Origin of the sequence: Pseudomonas sp. RIT-562, from assembly GCF_026241895.1 — a bacterium.
Classification (GTDB): Bacteria; Pseudomonadota; Gammaproteobacteria; order Pseudomonadales; family Pseudomonadaceae; genus Aquipseudomonas; species Aquipseudomonas mandelii_F.
In genome coordinates this window covers 140,863-161,661 of the sequence record NZ_JAPJIV010000003.1, presented here as the reverse complement: position 1 = coordinate 161,661, position 20,799 = coordinate 140,863, and the positions used below count along the sequence as shown (strand labels likewise).

At 59.6% G+C, this 20,799-nt stretch carries 17 protein-coding genes; 11 read left to right on the top strand and 6 right to left on the bottom strand.

What is annotated here, in order from left to right:
- Window positions 1–169 precede the first annotated feature (169 nt).
- The 5 genes from rpsF (at window position 170) to dnaB (ending at window position 3,762) form a co-directional block, all read left to right on the top strand.
- A complete protein-coding gene (gene rpsF / locus ORL50_RS05640) occupies window positions 170–592 on the top strand; it encodes a 30S ribosomal protein S6 (RefSeq protein WP_003217491.1) in 423 nt (140 codons plus the stop codon).
- 28 nt (window positions 593–620) lie between these two features.
- Complete coding sequence (rpsR, locus tag ORL50_RS05635; protein WP_002551829.1) at window positions 621–851, top strand: 30S ribosomal protein S18; 231 nt, start codon at window positions 621–623, stop codon at window positions 849–851.
- A 36-nt stretch (window positions 852–887) separates the two neighbouring features.
- On the top strand, window positions 888–1,781 hold the full coding sequence (locus ORL50_RS05630; RefSeq protein WP_266010920.1) for a YybS family protein: 894 nt from the start codon (window positions 888–890) through the stop codon (window positions 1,779–1,781).
- Window positions 1,782–1,800: 19 nt separating this feature from the next.
- A complete protein-coding gene (rplI, locus tag ORL50_RS05625; protein ID WP_008035347.1) occupies window positions 1,801–2,247 on the top strand; it encodes a 50S ribosomal protein L9 in 447 nt (148 codons plus the stop codon).
- Between the two features lie 120 nt (window positions 2,248–2,367).
- On the top strand, window positions 2,368–3,762 hold the full coding sequence (gene dnaB / locus ORL50_RS05620) for a replicative DNA helicase (RefSeq protein ID WP_266010916.1): 1,395 nt from the start codon (window positions 2,368–2,370) through the stop codon (window positions 3,760–3,762).
- 62 nt (window positions 3,763–3,824) lie between these two features.
- Here dnaB and ORL50_RS05615 read toward each other — a convergent pair whose 3' ends face one another.
- A complete protein-coding gene (locus tag ORL50_RS05615; RefSeq protein WP_266010914.1) occupies window positions 3,825–4,307 on the bottom strand; it encodes a hypothetical protein in 483 nt (160 codons plus the stop codon).
- Between the two features lie 358 nt (window positions 4,308–4,665).
- Here ORL50_RS05615 and ORL50_RS05610 point away from each other — a divergent pair, with 358 nt between their 5' ends.
- The 4 genes from ORL50_RS05610 to ORL50_RS05595 all read left to right on the top strand — a co-directional run bounded on the left by ORL50_RS05610 (window position 4,666) and on the right by ORL50_RS05595 (window position 13,934).
- Window positions 4,666–6,969: a YgiQ family radical SAM protein gene (locus ORL50_RS05610; RefSeq protein WP_266010912.1), complete on the top strand. Its 2,304-nt coding sequence runs from the start codon at window positions 4,666–4,668 to the stop codon at window positions 6,967–6,969.
- Between the two features lie 224 nt (window positions 6,970–7,193).
- Window positions 7,194–10,469 carry a transglutaminase family protein gene (locus ORL50_RS05605; RefSeq protein ID WP_266010910.1) on the top strand — a complete coding sequence of 1,092 codons (3,276 nt, stop codon included), beginning with the start codon at window positions 7,194–7,196 and terminating at the stop codon, window positions 10,467–10,469.
- 88 nt (window positions 10,470–10,557) lie between these two features.
- Window positions 10,558–13,044 (top strand): circularly permuted type 2 ATP-grasp protein, encoded by a 2,487-nt coding sequence (locus tag ORL50_RS05600; RefSeq protein WP_266010908.1) that lies wholly within the window; start codon window positions 10,558–10,560, stop codon window positions 13,042–13,044.
- Entirely contained in the window at window positions 13,044–13,934 is an 891-nt protein-coding gene (locus ORL50_RS05595; protein WP_266010905.1) for a transglutaminase family protein, read from the top strand. The genes ORL50_RS05600 and ORL50_RS05595 overlap by 1 nt, the downstream gene beginning before the upstream one ends.
- A 222-nt stretch (window positions 13,935–14,156) precedes the next feature.
- On the opposite strand, the gene ORL50_RS05590 is transcribed toward ORL50_RS05595, so the two are convergent.
- Both ORL50_RS05590 and ORL50_RS05585 read right to left on the bottom strand, forming a co-directional pair.
- Window positions 14,157–14,345: a hypothetical protein gene (locus ORL50_RS05590; RefSeq protein WP_045061821.1), complete on the bottom strand. Its 189-nt coding sequence runs from the start codon at window positions 14,343–14,345 to the stop codon at window positions 14,157–14,159.
- A 68-nt stretch (window positions 14,346–14,413) separates the two neighbouring features.
- Entirely contained in the window at window positions 14,414–15,001 is a 588-nt protein-coding gene (locus ORL50_RS05585) for a cytokinin riboside 5'-monophosphate phosphoribohydrolase (protein ID WP_266010901.1), read from the bottom strand.
- Window positions 15,002–15,343: 342 nt separating this feature from the next.
- On the opposite strand from ORL50_RS05585, the gene azu reads away from it, so the two are divergent.
- On the top strand, window positions 15,344–15,790 hold the full coding sequence (gene azu, locus ORL50_RS05580; protein ID WP_266010899.1) for an azurin: 447 nt from the start codon (window positions 15,344–15,346) through the stop codon (window positions 15,788–15,790).
- Window positions 15,791–15,944: 154 nt separating this feature from the next.
- On the opposite strand, the gene nadE is transcribed toward azu, so the two are convergent.
- The 3 genes from nadE to ORL50_RS05565 all read right to left on the bottom strand — a co-directional run bounded on the left by nadE (window position 15,945) and on the right by ORL50_RS05565 (window position 19,106).
- On the bottom strand, window positions 15,945–16,772 hold the full coding sequence (gene nadE / locus ORL50_RS05575) for an NAD(+) synthase (RefSeq protein ID WP_266010897.1): 828 nt from the start codon (window positions 16,770–16,772) through the stop codon (window positions 15,945–15,947).
- Window positions 16,773–16,776: 4 nt separating this feature from the next.
- Window positions 16,777–18,003, bottom strand: coding sequence for a nicotinate phosphoribosyltransferase (gene pncB / locus ORL50_RS05570; RefSeq protein ID WP_266010895.1), 1,227 nt, complete (start codon window positions 18,001–18,003; stop codon window positions 16,777–16,779).
- Between the two features lie 191 nt (window positions 18,004–18,194).
- Window positions 18,195–19,106, bottom strand: coding sequence for a LysR family transcriptional regulator (locus ORL50_RS05565; protein WP_266010893.1), 912 nt, complete (start codon window positions 19,104–19,106; stop codon window positions 18,195–18,197).
- A 175-nt stretch (window positions 19,107–19,281) separates the two neighbouring features.
- Between ORL50_RS05565 and amaB the strand changes: the two genes are divergently transcribed.
- Window positions 19,282–20,772 carry an L-piperidine-6-carboxylate dehydrogenase gene (gene amaB / locus ORL50_RS05560; RefSeq protein WP_266010891.1) on the top strand — a complete coding sequence of 497 codons (1,491 nt, stop codon included), beginning with the start codon at window positions 19,282–19,284 and terminating at the stop codon, window positions 20,770–20,772.
- Window positions 20,773–20,799 lie beyond the last annotated feature (27 nt).

Genomic DNA, 20,799 nt, shown 5'->3' with positions numbered 1-20,799 from the left:
GTTCAAATAATCACCAATTGCCTTGCGCCTCACCCGTCCCTTCTCTACAATTGCGCCCCTTGCTGTGACGGCAGGCACGCATGTGTCTATCGCAAGCAAGTCCATAAGTGTCATTCACTCCTTGTCTGACCGCTTTTGAGCGGCAGGCTACAACCCGTAAGGAGCATTCATGCGTCATTACGAAATCATCTTTTTGGTCCACCCGGATCAAAGCGAGCAAGTCGGCGGCATGGTTGAGCGTTACACCAAGCTGATCGAAGAAGACGGCGGCAAAATCCACCGTCTGGAAGATTGGGGCCGTCGTCAACTGGCCTACGCAATCAACAATGTTCACAAGGCTCACTACGTGATGCTGAACGTTGAGTGCACTGGCAAGGCCCTGGCCGAGCTGGAAGACAACTTCCGCTACAACGATGCAGTGATCCGTAACCTGGTCATCCGTCGCGAAGAAGCCGTTACCGGCCAATCCGAGATGCTCAAGGCTGAAGAAAACCGCAGTGAGCGCCGTGAGCGTCGCGACCGTCCTGAGCACGAAGGCGCTGAAAGCGCTGATAGTGATGACAGCGACAACAGCGATAACGCTGACGAGTAATCCACGGACCTTTTGAGGAGCCTATTACATGGCACGTTTCTTCCGTCGTCGTAAATTCTGCCGCTTCACCGCTGAAGACGTGAAAGAGATCGATTACAAAGATCTCAACACTCTGAAAGCCTACGTATCCGAGACCGGCAAAATTGTTCCAAGCCGCATCACCGGTACCAAAGCTCGTTATCAGCGTCAGCTGGCCACCGCTATCAAGCGCGCCCGCTTCCTGGCCCTGCTGGCCTACACCGACAGCCACGGCCGCTGAGACCGGGCAGTCGACTCGTAGCAAAGGATTGAATGCATGCGTGCCATAGCTGAGTTCATCATGCGCGGCCGTATGCAGGCCACTCTCGTAGTGGCCGGATGCGCGGCATTGCCGTTGTTGTATTGGTTGGGTGCTGCCGCTGGGTGCTTCGTGCTCCTGCGGCGCGGATTGAGGGACGCGACGAGCGTTCTTGCTCTGGGACTGCTGCCGGCCTTGGTCTGGTGGCTTTATGCCGATGACCCACGCTCACTTCTGGTGCTGCTGGGGTCTTGGAGCCTTGCGTTGGTTTTGCGCGCAAGCGAGTCCTGGAACCGCGTGCTGCTGGTCAGCATAGCGATGGGAGTGGTGTTTTCAGTGGTGCTGGGGATGGCTTTTGGTCCCCAGATCGAGATGCTGGCGCAGGCCTTGATAAAGGTCATGCCGTCGCTACTCGGTGATGTCTACCAGAAGTTGTCGGTAGACGAGCAAGCGCATTTTGCGTCCCTGATTGCACCGGTCCTGACCGGCCTGATTGCGGCCTTGTTGCAAATCGTCAGTGTGCTGAGCCTGATTGTCGGGCGCTACTGGCAGGCGTTGTTGTACAACCCGGGTGGTTTTGGTCGCGAGTTTCGCGCCATCCGCTTCCCGCTTCTACCAGCGATGTTGCTGCTGGCGTGCATGCTTCTGGGGCCGAACATCGGTCCACAGATGGCCATGTTGACGCCGTTGTGCAGCGTAGCGCTGATGTTCGCCGGACTGTCCCTGATTCATGGGCTGGTGGCGCAGAAGCGATTGGCCAGGTTCTGGTTGGTGGGGTTGTACGTCACGCTGTTGCTGTTCATGCAGCTGATCTATCCGTTGCTGGTGGTCTTGGCCATCGTCGACAGCCTGATTGATTTTCGCGGTCGTCTGGCGCCGAAAGACGCCGATAACGCGAACGGTGAAGGTTAAAAGTTAAGAGGATTTTCACATGCAACTGATCCTTCTGGAAAAAGTCACCAACCTGGGCAACCTGGGTGACAAAGTGAACGTTAAGGCTGGTTACGGTCGTAACTACCTGCTGCCTTACGGCAAAGCTACCGCTGCGACCCCGGCCAACCTGGCTGCGTTCGAAGAGCGTCGCGCTGAGCTGGAAAAAGCCGCAGCAGACCGCAAAACTTCGGCTGAAAGCCGTGCCGCCCAACTGGCTGAGCTGGAAGTGACTATCACTGCCACCGCTGGTGACGAAGGCAAGCTGTTCGGTTCGATCGGCACCCACGACATCGCTGATGCACTGACCGCCTCTGGCGTTGAAGTTGCAAAAAGCGAAGTTCGTCTGCCGAACGGCACTATCCGCAACGTAGGCGAATTCGACGTAGCCGTGCACCTGCACGCCGAAGTTGAAGCCACCGTACGCGTTGTCGTGGTAGCAGCTTAAGCAGCACTTGTCGGCTGGCACCCTCGGGTGCTTGTCGGTAACATCGGGCACGATCCTGTTTACAGGTCGTGCCCTTTGTCTTTCTGTATTTCCTGCTTTTCATAAAATTACCAAGTGGCCATGAACGATATCTCCGCTCCTGAGCAATACGATCTGCAAACCGCTGCCCTGAAGGTGCCGCCACATTCCATCGAGGCCGAACAGGCCGTGCTCGGTGGTTTGATGCTGGACAACAACGCCTGGGAGCGCGTGCTCGATCAAGTGTCGGACGGCGATTTCTATCGACATGACCACCGTCTGATCTTCCGCGCGATCGCCAAGCTCGCCGACCAGAACTCGCCGATCGACGTCGTGACCCTTGCCGAGCAATTGGACAAGGAAGGTCAGACCTCGCAGGTCGGTGGCCTCGGTTACCTGGGCGAGCTGGCGAAAAACACGCCGTCCGTCGCCAACATCAAGGCGTATGCGCAGATCGTCCGCGCCCGAGCGACCTTGCGCCAACTGATCGGTATCGCCACCGAGATCGCTGACAGCGCCTTCAATCCAGGAGGTCGCACTGCTGAAGAGATCCTCGACGAAGCCGAGCGGCAGATTTTCCAGATTGCCGAGGCCCGGCCAAAAACCGGCGGCCCGGTCAGTGTGAATGACCTGCTGACCAAGGCCATCGACCGCATCGACACCTTGTTCAACACCGACAACGCCATCACTGGCCTGTCCACCGGCTACACCGACCTCGACGAGAAGACCAGCGGCCTGCAGCCGTCCGACCTGATCATCGTTGCCGGCCGTCCATCCATGGGTAAAACCACCTTTGCGATGAACCTGGTGGAAAACGCCGTGTTGCGCAGTGACAAGTGCGTGCTGGTCTACTCGCTGGAGATGCCAGGTGAGTCGCTGATCATGCGTATGTTGTCGTCGCTTGGTCGGATCGACCAGACCAAGGTCCGTGCCGGTCGTCTCGATGACGACGATTGGCCGCGCCTGACCTCGGCGGTCAACCTGCTCAACGATCGCAAGCTGTTCATCGACGATACGGCTGGTATCAGCCCATCGGAGATGCGTGCACGGACCCGGCGTCTGGTGCGTGAACACGGTGATGTCGCGCTGATCATGATCGACTACCTGCAATTGATGCAGATTCCAGGTTCCGGTGGCGATAACCGGACCAACGAGATTTCCGAGATCTCCCGGTCCCTAAAGGCGCTGGCGAAGGAATTCAACTGCCCGGTGGTGGCGCTGTCCCAGCTCAACCGTTCCCTGGAGCAACGTCCCAACAAACGCCCGATCAACTCTGACCTCCGGGAATCCGGAGCGATCGAGCAGGATGCTGACGTCATCATGTTCGTGTACCGGGATGAGGTGTATCACCCGGAAACCGAGCACAAGGGCATTGCCGAGATCATCATCGGTAAACAGCGGAACGGTCCTATCGGCACGTCGCGACTGGCGTTCATTGGCAAGTACACCCGCTTCGAAAACCTGGCGCCGGGTAGTTACAACTTCGACGACGAGTAATTAATTGCAGTCGCTGCCGACCCATATATCTATCGGTCGGCAGCGCAGGGTTTATTATCTGTTTACTGTTTAACGCAGGTTTCCGTTCCGCGCCCACCGGCACCGGGGCCATCTTTGGCGTCGCGTTGGTAGTACGGCGCATAATAAGATTTGTGCAGGGTGGTGGTGTATTTACCATTGCTGTCTTGGGCATTGGTTATGGATGCCATGCCCACGCCGAGATCAGTAGGGGCTTGCTGGCTGTCATTGGCAAAGTACATTGCCAGCGTTTGACCTTGTGCCGCCGCAAAGCCGGTATAGGTGACAGGTGTTCCGTTGGGATCGACGCGGAACTTGAATTGGTAGGCGCCAAAGCTTTGGGCAAAATTGCTGGCTTTCTCGTCAAGAGTGAATGTCAGGTCGCCTTCAAAATACCCTTCATGGCTGTCGTACCCTGTGCATTTATAGTTACCCACTATATGCAATGGGTCGGGTGATTGAGCCATGGCGTTGTTACAAAGCAAAAAAGATATTAAACCAATCGTTGAAAGACTTTTCCTGAACATTTGTCGCTCCTGGATTAATGTTTATAAACATCGGATTTATTCCTGTTCTACTTTTTCAAATTGATTTCTCTCTTGCAACACAGTCGCGGCCCAATTAATTAACAACTTATTTCTATAACTAGCGCTTTGCACCTGCGCGATTTTTATGGAGAGACTCTGCTTGAGGATCAGTGAGCGAAACCTAGCCAAACGCGAGCGCCTTCTCGGACTAGGCGGCATTCGACCCGGGGGGAGGGAGGGCTGATGGTAAAAGCCGACCGCTACCGTCGGAATTGGTCAGTTTTTGTGCTATATTCCGCGCCCGCGAAATTTTCAGTGAATAAGCGCGTCCTTATCTACACCAACACCGGTCATCGTCATGCAAACAGCCAAGCCGTTATTTGACTATCCCAAGTACTGGGCCGAATGTTTCGGTCCAGCGCCATTCCTGCCGATGAGCAGGGAGGAGATGGATCAGCTTGGCTGGGATTCATGCGACATCATCATCGTCACCGGTGATGCCTACGTCGACCATCCGTCGTTTGGCATGGCGATCATCGGCCGGCTGCTGGAGTCGCAAGGCTTCCGCGTCGGGATCATTGCCCAGCCGAACTGGCAGTCCAAAGACGACTTCATGAAGCTCGGCGAGCCGAACCTGTTCTTCGGCGTCGCGGCCGGCAACATGGACTCGATGATCAACCGCTACACCGCCGACAAAAAAATCCGTTCCGATGACGCCTACACCCCGGGTGGCATGGCGGGCAAACGTCCGGACCGCGCGAGCCTGGTGTACAGCCAGCGTTGCAAGGAAGCCTACAAGAACGTGCCGATCGTGCTCGGTGGCATTGAAGCGTCCCTGCGCCGCATCGCCCACTACGATTATTGGCAGGACCGGGTGCGCAACTCGATCCTGATCGACGCCTGCGCCGACATCCTGCTCTACGGCAACGCCGAGCGGGCGATCGTCGAAGTCGCACAGCGCCTGTCCTACGGTCACAAGATCGAAGACATCACCGACGTGCGCGGCACCGCGTTCATCCGTCGCGACACGCCCAAAGATTGGTACGAAGTCGATTCCACGCGCATCGACCGTCCGGGCAAGATCGACAAGATCATCAACCCGTACGTCAACACCCAGGACACCCAAGCCTGCGCCATCGAGCAGGAAAAGGGGCCGGTTGAGGATCCGACTGAAGCCAAGGTCGTGCAGATCCTCGCCAGCCCGCGCATGACCCGCGACAAGACCGTAATTCGTCTGCCGTCGGTAGAAAAAGTCCGTGCCGACGCGGTTTTGTACGCCCACGCCAACCGCGTACTGCACCTGGAAACCAACCCGGGCAACGCCCGTGCGCTGGTACAGAAGCACGGCGAAGTCGACGTCTGGTTCAACCCGCCGCCGATTCCGATGACTACTGAAGAAATGGACTACGTGTTCGGCATGCCCTATGCGCGCATCCCGCACCCGGCGTACGGCAAGGAGAAAATTCCGGCCTACGACATGATTCGCTTCTCGGTGAACATCATGCGTGGCTGCTTCGGCGGCTGCACCTTCTGCTCGATCACCGAGCACGAAGGCCGGATCATCCAGAACCGTTCCGAAGAGTCGATCATTCGCGAAATTGAAGAAATCCGCGACAAGGTGCCAGGTTTTACCGGAGTCATTTCCGACCTCGGCGGCCCGACTGCGAACATGTATCGCATTGCCTGCAAGACTCCGGAAATCGAATCCGCATGCCGCAAGCCGTCCTGCGTGTTCCCAGGCATTTGCCCGAACCTGAACACTGACCACTCGTCGCTGATTCAGCTGTACCGCAGCGCCCGAGCCCTGCCGGGCGTGAAGAAGATCCTGATCGCTTCCGGTCTGCGCTACGACCTCGCGGTCGAGTCGCCGGAATACGTCAAGGAGCTGGTAACTCACCACGTCGGTGGTTACCTGAAGATCGCCCCGGAACACACCGAGGAAGGTCCGCTCAATCAGATGATGAAACCGGGCATCGGCAGCTATGACAAGTTCAAGCGCATGTTCGAGAAGTACTCCAAGGAAGCCGGGAAAGAGCAGTACCTGATTCCGTACTTCATCGCCGCCCACCCGGGCACCACCGACGAAGACATGATGAACCTGGCCCTGTGGCTCAAGGGCAACGGCTTCCGTGCCGACCAGGTGCAGGCGTTCTATCCGTCGCCGATGGCGACCGCCACCGCGATGTACCACTCGGGCAAGAACCCGCTGCGTAAGGTGACTTACAAGAGCGACGCCGTGACCATCGTCAAGAGCGAAGAGCAGCGTCGTCTGCACAAGGCGTTCTTGCGTTATCACGATCCGAAAGGCTGGCCGATGCTGCGTGAAGCCCTGACCCGCATGGGCCGTGCCGACCTGATCGGGCCGGGCAAGAACCAGTTGATCCCGCTGCATCAGCCGGCCACCGACAGCTATCAGAGCGCCCGTCGCAAGAACTCGACGCCAGCCGGTAGCCATAAAGTAGCGGGTGAGAAGACCACCAAGATCCTGACCCAGCACACCGGCCTGCCACCGCGTGCCAGCGATGGTGGTAACCCGTGGGACAAGCGTGAACAGGCCAAGGCAGCGGCGTTCGCCCGCAACCAGCAGGCGGCCAAGGAGCGCAAGGACGCGGCCAAAGGTAAAGGGCCCAAGCCTACGCGCAAGCCGGTAGTGCCGCGCTAAGCGCTGATCGCTGATAACAGAACGCCAACCTTCGGGTTGGCGTTTTGCATTGTGCTTCTTTTGATTTTCGCGACATTTTCGTGCAAATGCTCCAAACCAATTTCCCGCATCGCCCGATTTTGGTGCTGTACTGCCTCAAGCAATCGCACAAAGCGCCAGCCGTGCTGGATGGCATAAGTCTTGCGCGCTTTACACATACGCTTAGGGCTCGCAGGAGGCACGCCGTGTCGATACATGTCGCATTGCATCACGTCACGCATTACCGCTACGACCGCGCCGTCGAGCTCGGGCCGCAGATTGTGCGGCTGCGCCCGGCCGCCCACAGTCGCACGCGGATCTTGTCCTATGCGCTGAAAGTCTCGCCCGAACAGCACTTCATCAACTGGCAGCAGGACCCCCAGGGCAATTACCTGGCGCGGTTGGTGTTTCCGGAAAAAACCGAAGAGCTGCGAATCGAAGTCGATCTGCTGGCGGAAATGGCCGTCTTCAATCCTTTCGACTTCTTCCTCGAACCCTATGCCGATAAAATCCCCTTCACCTACGCCGCCGACGAGCGCAAGGAACTGGCGCCGTATCTGGAAACCTTGCCGCTGACCCCAAAGTTCGCGGCCTACCTCGACGGCATCGATCGCACACCGTTGCCCAGCGTGGATTTCCTGGTTGCGCTGAATCAGCGCCTGAGTGAAGACATCGGCTATCTCATTCGCATGGAGCCGGGTGTGCAAACTCCCGAGCATACCCTCGAACATGCCTCGGGTTCCTGCCGCGACTCTGCATGGCTGCTGGTGCAACTGTTACGCAACCTTGGCCTGGCCGCACGTTTCGTCTCCGGTTACCTGATCCAGCTGACCGCCGATGTGAAAAGTCTCGACGGGCCTTCGGGCACCGAGGTGGATTTCACCGACCTGCACGCCTGGTGCGAAGTCTATCTGCCGGGTGCCGGCTGGATCGGCCTGGACGCCACCTCCGGGCTGTTTGCCGGCGAAGGCCACATTCCATTGGCGTGCAGCCCTGATCCGGGCTCTGCGGCACCGATCAGCGGCCTGGTGGAACCCTGCGAGTGCGAATTCACCCATGAAATGTCCGTGGAGCGCATCTGGGAAGCCCCTCGCGTCACCCGGCCGTATACCGAAGAGCAATGGCTGGCGATTCAGGCGCTGGGGCGGCAGATCGATGGGGACCTGCTGGAAAGCGACGTACGCCTGACCATGGGCGGCGAGCCGACCTTCGTCTCCATCGACGATCCGGACGGCGCCGAATGGAACACCGCCGCGCTCGGCCCGGACAAGCGGCGCCTGTCGGCCGAACTGTTCGAGCGCATGCGCAAGCGTTACGCGCCCAATGGCCTGGTGCATTTCGGCCAGGGTAAGTGGTATCCGGGTGAGCAACTGCCGCGCTGGTCGCTGAACTGCTACTGGCGCCGCGATGGTGTGCCAATCTGGCATAACCCTGGTTTGATTGCCGACGAGCAGCAGGACTACGGCGCTGATGGCGAGCTGGCCGGGCGTTTTCTGGCAAGTGCGGCCGAACGCCTGAAAATTCCCACGCGCTTCGTGTTCCCCGCCTACGAAGACAATTTCTACTACCTCTGGCGTGAAGGCAGCTTGCCGCAGAACGTCAGCGCCGAAGACTCGCGCCTGGAAGAACCACTGGAGCGTGCGCGCTTGCGCAAGGTGTTCAGCCAGGGACTGGATAAAGTCATTGGTCAGGTGCTGCCCCTTGCGCGTACGGCCAAGGGTGACCAATGGCAAAGTGGTCGCTGGTACCTGCGTGACGAGCATTGTCGGTTGGTACCTGGTGACTCGCCGCTGGGATACCGCTTGCCACTCGGCTCGCAGCCCTGGGTCAAGGCCGCAGAGTACCCTTTCATTCATCCCGCGGATCCGAATCAGGAGTTCCCGCCCTTACCCGACTCTGCGCAACTGCAAGGTCAGGCCCAGTCGGCGGCGGTCGAGGAGCGCACGCCAAAGATCGACGAGTCTGCCGACTGGCTGACCCGCACCGCGTTCTGTGCCGAGGCGCGGGAAGGGCGACTGTACTTGTTCATGCCGCCGCTGGAGCGGGTCGAGGACTATCTGGAGTTGGTTGCGGCCATCGAGGCCACCGCCGAGGAATTGCATTGCCCGGTGCTGCTTGAAGGCTACGAGCCGCCGAGCGATCCGCGCTTGAGCAACTTTCGCGTGACGCCTGATCCGGGAGTGATCGAGGTCAACGTCCAACCCTCTGCCACCTGGGACGAGCTGGTCGAGCGCACCGAGTTTCTTTACGAACAGGCGCGGCAGACTCGCCTGACCACCGAAAAATTCATGATTGATGGTCGCCACACCGGCACCGGCGGCGGCAACCATTTTGTTCTCGGCGGCGCAACCCCGGCCGACTCGCCATTCCTGCGGCGCCCGGACCTGTTGCGCAGCCTGATCAGCTATTGGCATAACCATCCATCCCTGTCCTACCTGTTCTCCGGCCTGTTTATCGGCCCGACTTCGCAAGCCCCGCGAGTCGATGAGGCGCGCAACGATGCGTTATATGAACTGGAGATCGCCTTCGCGCAGATGCCTGAACCTGGCGAGGAGTGTGCGCCGTGGCTGGTGGACCGGCTGCTGCGAAACCTGCTGATCGATGTCACCGGCAACACTCACCGGGCCGAGTTCTGCATCGACAAACTGTATTCCCCGGATGGGGCAACCGGTCGCCTCGGCTTGCTGGAACTGCGCGCCTTTGAAATGCCGCCCCATGCGCGCATGAGCCTGACCCAGCAGCTGCTGCTGCGCGCGCTGGTCGCACGCTTCTGGCGTGAGCCTTATGCGCCGCCCAAGCTGGCGCGCTGGGGCACCGAGCTGCATGACCGCTTTCTGTTGCCGCACTTCATCGAACAGGATTTCGCCGACGTTATCGTCGACTTGAATGCAGCCGGTTACCCTGTGCGCGCCGAGTGGTTCGCCGCGCACCTGGAGTTCCGTTTTCCCAAAGTCGGCGATTACGCCGTCAGTGGCATCGAGCTGGAACTGCGCCAGGCACTGGAGCCTTGGCATGTGCTGGGTGAGGAGGGCGCGCCTGGCGGCACGGTGCGTTACGTGGACTCGTCCCTGGAGCGCCTGCAGGTCAAGCTCAGCGGTTTGCCGCCGCAGCGCTATCTGCTGACCTGCAATGGCATTCCCGTGCCGCTGCAGCCTACTGGCCGAGTCGGCGAGTTCGTCGCCGGTGTGCGTTTCCGCGCCTGGCAACCGGCCAACTGCCTGCAGCCAACCATCCCGGTCCACGCGCCCCTGGTGTTCGACTTGCTCGACACCTGGATGCAGCGCTCCCTGGGCGGCTGCCAGTACCACGTGGCGCATCCGGGAGGACGCAACTACGACAGCTTGCCGGTCAACGCCAACGAGGCAGAAAGCCGGCGGATGGCGCGGTTTTTCCGTATTGGACACAGCCCCGGCAAACTGTCGGTGCCCCTTGTGGAGATCAACGACGAGCTGCCGATGACCCTCGATTTACGACGCTTTTGAACCGTACGCGACGCCCGGGTTTTTCGTCTATCCGGGTGTCATGAGCGTGCGTTAGTCTGACCGTTCCTTGCTGTCTGCCGAGCTTTCCATGCCTGACCTGCTTGACCGCTACCCGCCCACGGCGGGCAATTATCATGAACTGCTCGACGCCAGCGGAGCCGTGCGCCCGCATTGGCGTCGGCTGTTCGACCAATTGCAGCGCAGCACCCCTGCGCAATTGGTCCAGCGTCAGGCCTTGTTGACCCGGCAGATCCACGAAAACGGTGTGACCTACAACGTCTACGCCGACCCCAAGGGCGCCGATCGGCCGTGGGAGCTGGATCTGCTGCCGCACGTGATTGCTGTTGATGAGTGGCAGCAATTATCGGCCGGGATCGCCCAGCGCGCACGCCTGCTCAACGCCGTCCTGGCAGACCTGTATGGCCCGCAACGATTGATCGCTGAAGGTCTGTTGCCCGCCGAACTGGTGTTTGGTCACAATAATTTTCTCTGGCCGTGCCAGGGCATCATGCCGCCGGACGAGACTTTCCTGCACCTGTACGCGGTCGATCTGGCGCGCACTCCAGATGGTCGCTGGTGGGTGACGGCGGATCGCACCCAGGCGCCTTCGGGGGCGGGCTATGCGCTGGAGAACCGCACCATCGTGTCGCGGGCGTTCCCGGAGTTGTACCGCGATCTCAAGGTGCAGCACCTGGCCGGTTTCTTCCGCACGTTGCAGGAGACCCTGGCACGCCAGGCGCCGAGCGATGCCGAGGCGCCGTTGATCGTGTTGCTGACGCCCGGGCGGTTTAACGAAAGCTATTTCGAACACCTCTACCTGGCGCGGCAACTCGGTTATCCACTGGTGGAAGGCGGTGACCTGACCGTGCGGGATGCCACGGTGTACCTCAAGACCCTGAGCGGTTTGCGCCGGGTCCACGCGATCATGCGCCGGCTCGATGATGACTTCTGCGACCCACTGGAGCTGCGCACCGACTCAGCCCTCGGCGTGCCAGGTTTGCTCGAGGCGGTGAGGCAGGGCCGGGTGCTGGTCGCCAACGCCCTGGGCAGCGGTGTGCTGGAGTCGCCGGGGTTGCTCGGCTTTCTGCCGAGGATCAATCAATTCCTGTTTGGCGAAGAGCTGATCCTGCCGTCCATCGCTACTTGGTGGTGCGGCGAAGCTCCGGTCCTGGCCCAGGCACTGGAGAAACTGCCGGAATTACTGATCAAGCCGGCCTTTCCATCCCAGAGTTTTACTCCGGTGTTTGGCCGTGATTTGAACGAAAAACAGCGTGAAGAGCTAGCATGCCGCATGCAGGCGCGCCCTTATGCCTATGTTGCGCAAGAACTCGCGCAATTGTCCCAGGCGCCGGTCTGGCAGGCCGAAAAGGGTCATTTGCAGCCGCGCGCCATCGGCATGCGCATGTATGCAGTGGCCAGCCAGGATGGATATCGCGTGCTGCCCGGCGGCTTGACCCGGGTTGCTGCCGAGGCGAATGCCGAAGTGGTGTCGATGCAACGCGGCGGCGCGAGCAAGGACACCTGGGTGCTGGGCGATCGTCCTCCCAGCGGCGAACAGTGGAAAACCCAGCGCACGATTGGCGTGCATGACCTCGTCCGACGTGACCCTTACCTGCCGTCGCGGGTGGTGGAAAACCTGTTCTGGTTTGGTCGCTACTGCGAACGCTGCGATGACAGCGCGCGGTTGCTGCGCATCATGCTCGCACGCTATGTCGACGGCGATGACCCGCAAGCTCTGCAAGCCGCCGTCGATCTCGGGGAGCGGCTGATGGTGTTGCCCGATGAAGGCGAGCTGCCGGAGCGCCTGCTGGCTGCTTTGCTGGGGGATGACTGGTCATTCAGCCTGCGCTCCAACCTGCAACGCTTGCAGTGGGCGGCCTCGCAAGTGCGCGGCAAGCTGTCCCGGGAAAACTGGCAGGCCCTGGTCGAGCTGCAACGTGAAGCCATGGAGCTGGAAACCGCAGAGCCGGACTTCGGCGAGCTGCTGGACTTCCTCAACCGACTGGTGATGTCCCTGGCCGCGCTGTCGGGTTTTGCCCTGGACGATATGACTCGCGATGAGGGCTGGCGTTTCCTGATGATCGGCCGGCGCATCGAGCGGCTGCAGTTTCTCAGTTCCAGCCTCGCGGCATTCCTGCGCGGCACCGGCGTGTTTGATCAAGCGGGCCTGGAATGGCTGCTGGAACTGGGTAACAGCAGTATCACCTATCGCTCGCGTTACTTGGCGGTGGCGCAACTGCTACCGGTACTGGACTTGTTATTGCTGGACGAGCAGAACCCCCATGCCGTGTTGTTCCAGCTGAAACTGGTCAATCGCACCCTGAAGCGCCTCAACGAAGATTTTGGCGCGCCCCGTGAAGCCAGTCTGCCGCACCTGGTCGAACGCCTGGGGCGGTTCGACCTGGGCTGCCTGCAGAACCCGCTGTTTGGTGAAGCCAGCGTACGCGCTGCCGTCGACGGCCTGGCCGATCTGCTGCAGGAGATCGCCGAAGCCAGCGGACAGGCCTCCGATCGTCTGGCGTTGCGGCATTTTGCTCATGTCGACGATGTCAGCCAGCGCACGGTGTCCGTCTGATGAGCGCTCATTACCAGATTTTTCACGACACCCATTATCACTACGACAGTCCGGTGTCCCTGGCCCAGCAACTGGCGCACCTGTGGCCGCGGCCTTGCGCCTGGCAGCAGTGCACCGATCAGCGTCTGCAGATCAGCCCGGACCCCACCTCGCGCCGGGACGAACTGGACGTTTTCGGCAATCCACTGACCCGGCTGGCATTCGAGCGGCCTCACGACGAGTTGCTGGTCAATGCCAGCCTGACCATTGAAGTAATGGCTCGCCCAGCGCTGGATTTCAATCGTTCGCTGCCATGGGAAGACGCCCGTAGCGCGCTGACTTACAGCAGCCATGCGCTGTCCCCCGAGATACTGGAAGCCTGCCGTTATCGGTTCGAATCACCGTACGTGCATTTGAAGCGCAATTTCGTCGAGTTTTCGCAAAGCTGTTTTCCGCGCGGCAGGCCGTTACTGCTTGGGGTTCAGGCATTGATGGAGAAGATTTTCAGCGAGTTCACCTTCGATGCCGAAGCGACCCAGGTCGCAACACCGCTGGTGGAAGTGCTGGAGCGGCGGCGCGGCGTCTGCCAGGACTTCGCCCACCTGATGCTCGCTTGCGTGCGCTCCCGAGGGTTGGCGGCGCGCTACATCAGCGGATACCTGCTGACTCAGCCACCACCCGGCCAGCCCCGACTGATCGGCGCCGACGCTTCGCATGCCTGGGTCTCGGTGTTCTGCCCGGTACTGGGTTGGGTGGATTTCGATCCGACCAACAATGTGCAGCCGGCACTGGAGCACATCACCCTGGCCTGGGGCCGTGATTTCTCGGATGTGTCGCCGTTGCGCGGGGTGATTCTGGGCGGTGGCAACCATGACCCCGAAGTGCGGGTCACCGTAATGCCACTGGATTGACGCAGATCCCCTGGTAGGAGTGAGCCTGCTCGCGATAGCGGTTTTTCAGAAAAGTACATGTTGAATGTGCCACCGCTATCGCGAGCAGGCTCACTCCTACAGGGTTCTGTGTGCGTTCTTTAGGCGGGGGAGTTCAAGGTGGTCGGTGAGGGTCAGCAGCGCGGCTGCCAACCCTGGACACAGATCCGGTGGGCCTGATCAGATCATCCGGCCCTGAGGGTCTCAGGCGTCGGGCGCCTGATCTTTCGGTGCTGCGGTTTCGTCTGTGGCCACTTCACCTTCAGCATCGGGGTTCAGTGCTGCTGCTTCTTCTTCAGCTGTAGCTTTCTTGCGCTGAAGCTTTTCCTCTTTCTTCTGCTCCTTGGCCAAGTCTCTCTGACGTTTGGCGAAGGAATAATTAGGTTTAGCCATGGGCGATCCTCTGGGGTCGAAGGTGAGGTTGAGCGGCGCATATTCTGCCCTGTATCGGTGCCGAGCCGTTAGCTGGGTTTTTGCTCGGCCCATTTTGGCGTGACCACCGGTTGCCAGGCATCCAGTGCGTCGAGCAGGGTTTGCGGCGATTCGCTCGTTTGCAGCATGTCACGGTGCGCTTCGCGAACGAAGCCTTCGCCGACGATATGATCAAGAAAACCAGTCAATTTACTATAGAAACCGTTCACTTCGAGCAGGCCGAGGGGTTTTCCGTGATACCCCAGCTGACCCCAGGTCCAGACTTCGAACAGTTCTTCAAGAGTGCCCAGGCCGCCTGGCAGCGCGATAAAGGCATCGCTCAGCTCGGCCATCCGCGCCTTGCGCGCATGCATGCCATCGACCACTTCGAGGCGGGTCAGGCCGCTGTGGCCGATTTCCTTGTCCTTGAGACTTTGCGGGATGATGCCAATGACTTCCCCGCCGGCTGCCAGGGCGGCATCCGCGACTATGCCCATCAAACCCACGGCACCACCGCCGTAGACCAGGGTCAGCTTGCGTTCGGCCAGCGCCCGCCCAAGGGCAATAGCCGCTTCACGATAAGCCGGATTACTGCCAGTGCTGGCGCCACAGAAAACACAAACGGATGCTAATGACATGCTTCGCTCCAGGGTCATGATGACCACAGGGTAAAGGCATGGCGTCAGTGAACCAAGGGTTAAAGGTCGCGGGCAGCTGTTTCGTAACGGCCGCTGGCACCACAGGCATACGCGGCAAGCAGGCTGCACAACAGGCTATTGAGGGTCATGACGGGACTCCAGGTGGATGACGATGAGCAGATGATAGGGCCGGGCCAGACATCTGGCTGGTAGATTGTTTCGATCGGTGTCATAGCCCGAAAGTTGTATACAATTTTTGATTCAGGTCATAGGAACTTGCGCAGTTTTCAGGCAGTCTTCTGTCCATTCGCATATTTGTTAACCCTGCCTTGGAGATTCACCATGTTTGCCAAACTTGTTGCGGTATCCCTGCTGACACTGGCCAGCAGCCAACTGATGGCTGCCGAGTGCAAGACCACCATCGACTCCACCGACCAGATGACCTTCAACACCAAGGCCATCGAAATCGACAAGAGCTGCAAAACCTTCACCGTCGAGCTGACCCACTCTGGCAGCTTGCCGAAGAACGTCATGGGCCATAACTGGGTGCTGAGCAAAGAAGCTGACATGCAGCCAATCGCCACCGACGGCCTGGCTGCCGGCATCGACAAGAACTACCTGAAAGACGGCGACGCGCGCATCATCGCCCACACCAAGGTCATCGGCGCCAAGGAAACCGACTCGGTGACTTTTGATGTGTCGAAACTGGACGCGGCTGAGAAATACGGCTTCTTCTGCTCGTTCCCGGGCCACATTTCGATGATGAAAGGCACGGTTACGCTGAAGTAAGCGAATCGGTTTAGAGAAAAAAGCGTCCATTGCGGACGCTTTTTTTGTGCCTGGCGATTGACCGCGTCAGCGTTCTTCGCGAGCAAGCCCGCTCCCACAATCCCTGTGGGAGCAAGGCTTGCCCGCGATGGCGGCAGTTCAGGCTGCAGCCGATTTAAGGGGCAAACGGCATCACACGCTTGTGATGAGTCTTCCTGTACGTCTCACAAATAATCTTGAACGCTTCCTCACGCACCGCCTTGCCATGCAAAAACGCATCAATCTCGGCGTACGTCACCCCATGGGAAGCCTCGTCCGGCTTGCCTGGAGACAAGTCTTCAAGGTCGGCAGTGGGAATCTTCTCAACCAGCGATTCCGGCGCACCAAAGCTACGAGCGATGCTGCGCACCTGGTTTTTCACCAGGCCGCTCAATGGCGCCAGATCGCAGGCGCCGTCGCCGAACTTGGTGAAGAAACCCATCACCGCTTCTGCCGCGTGGTCGGTACCGATCACCAAGCCCTGGGCTGCACCCGCGATGGTGTACTGGGCGACCATGCGCATGCGCGCCTTGGTGTTGCCCAGTACGAAGTCCACCGACACTGCATGCTTGCCTTCGAACGCCGCGACCTGGTTGGCCAGTGCCTTGACGGCCGGGCCGATGTTCACGGTATGGCGCTCGTCTGGCTCGATGAAGTCCACTGACGCCTGGGCATCGTGTTCATCGAACTGGGTTTCATAAGGCAGGCGCACGGCAATGAACTTGTAGCTGTCGTCGCCGGTGCGAGTACGCAATTCGCGCATGGCACGCTGGGCCAGCAGTCCGGCGGTGAGGGAGTCGACGCCGCCGCTGATCCCCAGTACCAGGCTCTTGAGCCCGGAATTGACCAGGCAATCCTGGATGAACGTGACGCGCCGGGCGACTTCCGCCTCAAGGGCGGCATCATCGGCGAACGGCGGTTGAACCTTGAGCTGCTCAGCAATCTCACGCTGTACGGCTTGCATGAATTCACTCCTTGCTTGATGTGCTGGAAAGGGCGGCAGGAACTTTGAAAACGTGTCGCAAGTAAGCAACGAAGTTTGGATCTTTACAGTGGGTCTTGCCGGGCTCGTCGGAAATCTTCGCCACGGGCTGACCGTTACAGGCGGCCATTTTAAGCACGATGCTCATCGGTTCAACCCCTGGAATATCGCAGGTCAAATTGGTGCCGATGCCAAAGCTGACATTGATCCGGCCGCGCAGCGCCCGAAATATCTCCAGGGACTTGGGCAGCGTCAGGCTGTCGGAGAACACCAGGGTCTTGCTCATCGGGTCGATGCCCAGCTTGTGATAGTGAGCGATGGCTTTTTCCGCCCAGATGATCGGATCTCCGGAATCGTGGCGCAGGCCATCGAAAAGCTTGGCGAAATACAGGTCAAAATCATTCAGGAAGGCATCGGTGGTAATGCAGTCGGTCAGCGCAATGCCAAGCAGGCCGCGATACTCGCGGACCCAGCAATCGAGAGCGGCAATCTGGCTGTCGATCAGGCGCGGACCCAGTTGCTGGTGCGCCATGATCCATTCGTGAGCCATGGTGCCCAAGGGCTTCATGTCCAGCTCCCGAGACAGGTGCACATTACTGGTGCCGACGAAGCGCCCGGGGAAGTCGTGCTTGAGCACGTTCACCACTTCCTCCTGCACCCGGTAAGAAAACCTGCGGCGGGTGCCGAAATCGGCTACCTGCAACTCAGACAATTCATCGGCCCCGGCATTGGCCGTCAGCCAATCAAACTTGCGATAAAGCTGCTCGCGCGCCTGCTCCAGGACGACTTCCCGGTACCGATAGCGGTTGCGCACTTCGCTGACGATCGACAGCAGCGGCACTTCGAACAAAATCACATGCAGCCAAGGCCCACGCAGGCGGATAAACAGCTCGCCGTTCTCGATACCGGTGTGAACGTAGCGCAGGTTGAAACGAAACAGCCCGAGGAAGCGCAGGAAATCCGGCTTCATAAAGCTGATGCGCTCCATGAAACCCAGCTGGTCGGCAGTGAGGCTGAGCTCGGCGAGGCGTTCGATCTGGAAACGGATCTCTGCCAAATACGGCCGCAGATCCTCGCTGTTACGGCAACGAAACTCCCATTCCACTTCCACATTCGGGTAGTTGTGCAGCACCGCCTGCATCATCGTCAGTTTGTAGAAGTCGGTGTCGAGCAGGTTCTGCACGATGCGATCGGCAAACACGCTGTCGCTCATAACGGGGTTCTCCACTTGGAATACAGGTAGTGGCGCATATTGGCGGCAGAAAACGCCAGCGATTTCTGGACCGCAGCTGCCCCCTGTGGGAGCGGGCTTGCACGCGAAGGCGGTGTGTCAGACAGCATCGGTAGTGACTGGACGGCCGCCTTCGCGAGCAAGCCCGCTCCCACAGGGGGAGATGTGAGGCATTAAAGTTGCGATGCATCAGGATTATCAATCTGCTCCAGCATCCATTTCACAAAATCCCGCACCTTCGGCACATCCGCCGAATGTTCCGGGTAGGCCAGGTAATAGGCGTCGGTGCTGGGCATTGCATGCTGCCAGGGTATGACCAGTTTGCCGTCGGCCAATTCCTCTTCCACCAGAAATCTTGGCAGCAACGCCACGCCACAGCCGACCTGTGCAGCGCGGATGCACATGTAGAAGGTTTCGAAGCGCGGCCCGTGGTAGCTGTGTTCGGTGTGGAAGCCCTGGCTGTCGAACCAGTCATGCCAGGCCTGCGGCCGGGAGGCGTTTTGCAGCAGGACCAGGTCGGCGAGCTGGGTCGGGTCGGTGAACGGCGTGGCCGGAAGGCTCCCCGGAGCGCAGACCGGAACCAGTTCTTCGCTGAACAGCTTCAGGCATTCGGTGCCTGGGCGTGACCCTTGGCCAAAGTAGAACGCCAGGTCGCTGCGACCTTGCAGTAAGTCATCGGCTTCCTGCTCGCTGCACAGGTCCAGATGGATCGACGGATGGCGCAGGCGCCAGCCTTTAAGGCGCGGCACCAGCCAGCGGGCGCCAAAGGTCGGTGGAGTCGAGACGCGCAGGACTTCGGTCTCGCCACCGTAGGAGCGCAGGTAATGGGTCGACATCTCTACCTGGGTGAGGATTTTTCGTACTTCCACGAGGTACAAATCGCCGGCCGGAGTCATTTGCAGGCGTCGACGTACCCGGCGAAACAGCAGGTGCTGCAGCAATTCTTCAAGTTGCGCCACCTGTTTGCTGACGGCGCTTTGGGTCAGGTTCAGCTCTTCGGCGGCCCGGGTGAAGCTCAAATGCCGGGTGACGGCCTCGAAACACTGCAACGCGGTGATCGACGGCAGGTAGCGTTTGTTCAGCATGGGCGATCCTTTCTTCTTGTCTCTTTATTGCCAGCAATGCACAGCATGAATAAACGGAATGATATCTCTCTTAAAGGTCGTTTGTTGAGTAACCTCCGGAAAGCTAAAACTACAGGTCTGATCAGCCGTGATTCTCCGGCTGCACACGTTCTGTCTTTTGCTTGAGGAGTGACCCATGGTTGCCGCATTGCTTGATCGTCTTGGTGTAAACCCGGCCCTGTACCAGAACGGCAAAGTGCCGGTGCATTCACCGATCGATGGCAGCCAGATCGCTGCCGTGAACTGGGAAGGCGCTGCTGAAGTCGAGCAGCACATCAGTCGTGCAGATCATGCTTTCGAGTTGTGGCGCAAGGTTCCGGCGCCACGTCGTGGCGAGCTGGTGCGCCAACTGGGCGATATCCTTCGCGAATACAAGGCCGATCTCGGCGAGCTCGTCTCGTGGGAAGCTGGCAAGATCACTCAGGAAGGCCTGGGTGAAGTTCAGGAAATGATCGATATCTGCGACTTCGCTGTCGGTTTGTCCCGCCAGCTGTATGGCCTGACCATTGCTTCCGAGCGCCCAGGCCACCACATGCGTGAAACCTGGCATCCGCTGGGCGTGGTCGGGGTGATCAGCGCCTTCAACTTCCCGGTTGCCGTCTGGGCCTGGAACACCACCCTGGCGCTGGTGTGCGGGAACCCGGTGATCTGGAAGCCGTCGGAGAAAACTCCGCTGACCGCCCTGGCCTGCCAGGCGCTGTTTGATCGGGTGCTGAAGAACTTCAGCGATGCTCCGCCACACCTGAGCCAGGTGATCATTGGCGGTCGCGATGCGGGTGAAGCCTTGGTGGATGACCCGCGTGTGGCGTTGGTCAGCGCCACCGGCAGTACTCGCATGGGCCGTGAAGTGGCGCCGAAAATCGCCGCGCGCTTTGCCCGCAGCATTCTCGAACTGGGCGGCAACAACGCGATGATCCTCGGCCCGAGTGCCGATCTGGACATGGCCGTGCGCGCGATCCTGTTCAGTGCGGTCGGCACTGCCGGTCAGCGTTGCACCACGTTGCGTCGCCTGATTGCCCATGAATCGGTGAAAGAAGAGATCGTCACCCGCCTGAAAGCGGCTTACTCAAAAGTGCGAATCGGCAATCCGCTCGAAGGCAATCTGATCGGCCCGCTAATTGACAAGCACAGCTTCGAAAACATGCAGGACGCACTCGAGCAAGCCTTGAGCGAGGGTGGCCGGGTCTTCGGTGGCAAGCGCCAGTTGGAAGACCAATACCCGAATGCCTATTACGTGCAGCCGGCGATCGTTGAGATGCCAGAGCAGAGCGATGTAGTGTGCAGCGAAACCTTCGCGCCGATTCTCTACGTGGTCGGCTACCAGGATTTTAATGAGGCCTTGCGCCTGAACAACGCAGTGCCTCAAGGCCTGTCGTCCTGCATCTTCACCACTGATGTGCGCGAAGCGGAGCAGTTCATGTCGGCTGTGGGCAGCGATTGTGGGATCGCCAACGTCAACATCGGCCCGAGCGGCGCGGAAATCGGTGGCGCGTTTGGTGGCGAGAAAGAAACGGGTGGTGGACGCGAGTCGGGTTCGGATGCGTGGCGCGGTTACATGCGTCGCCAAACCAATACCGTGAACTATTCGCTGGAGTTGCCGTTGGCTCAGGGGATTACCTTCGACTAATACGTGGTCTTGCTGTGATCTCCCTCC

Coding starts and splice junctions, on each gene's coding strand:
- ORL50_RS05600 (WP_266010908.1), top strand. CDS start 10,558: ATGCCTGACCTGCTTGACCGCTACCCGCCCACGGCGGGCAATTATCAT.
- pncB (WP_266010895.1), bottom strand. CDS start 18,003: ATGAGCGACAGCGTGTTTGCCGATCGCATCGTGCAGAACCTGCTCGAC.
- azu (WP_266010899.1), top strand. CDS start 15,344: ATGTTTGCCAAACTTGTTGCGGTATCCCTGCTGACACTGGCCAGCAGC.
- ORL50_RS05565 (WP_266010893.1), bottom strand. CDS start 19,106: ATGCTGAACAAACGCTACCTGCCGTCGATCACCGCGTTGCAGTGTTTC.
- nadE (WP_266010897.1), bottom strand. CDS start 16,772: ATGCAAGCCGTACAGCGTGAGATTGCTGAGCAGCTCAAGGTTCAACCG.
- ORL50_RS05615 (WP_266010914.1), bottom strand. CDS start 4,307: ATGTTCAGGAAAAGTCTTTCAACGATTGGTTTAATATCTTTTTTGCTT.
- ORL50_RS05630 (WP_266010920.1), top strand. CDS start 888: ATGCGTGCCATAGCTGAGTTCATCATGCGCGGCCGTATGCAGGCCACT.
- rpsR (WP_002551829.1), top strand. CDS start 621: ATGGCACGTTTCTTCCGTCGTCGTAAATTCTGCCGCTTCACCGCTGAA.
- dnaB (WP_266010916.1), top strand. CDS start 2,368: ATGAACGATATCTCCGCTCCTGAGCAATACGATCTGCAAACCGCTGCC.
- amaB (WP_266010891.1), top strand. CDS start 19,282: ATGGTTGCCGCATTGCTTGATCGTCTTGGTGTAAACCCGGCCCTGTAC.
- ORL50_RS05585 (WP_266010901.1), bottom strand. CDS start 15,001: ATGTCATTAGCATCCGTTTGTGTTTTCTGTGGCGCCAGCACTGGCAGT.
- ORL50_RS05610 (WP_266010912.1), top strand. CDS start 4,666: ATGCAAACAGCCAAGCCGTTATTTGACTATCCCAAGTACTGGGCCGAA.
- rplI (WP_008035347.1), top strand. CDS start 1,801: ATGCAACTGATCCTTCTGGAAAAAGTCACCAACCTGGGCAACCTGGGT.
- rpsF (WP_003217491.1), top strand. CDS start 170: ATGCGTCATTACGAAATCATCTTTTTGGTCCACCCGGATCAAAGCGAG.
- ORL50_RS05590 (WP_045061821.1), bottom strand. CDS start 14,345: ATGGCTAAACCTAATTATTCCTTCGCCAAACGTCAGAGAGACTTGGCC.
- ORL50_RS05595 (WP_266010905.1), top strand. CDS start 13,044: ATGAGCGCTCATTACCAGATTTTTCACGACACCCATTATCACTACGAC.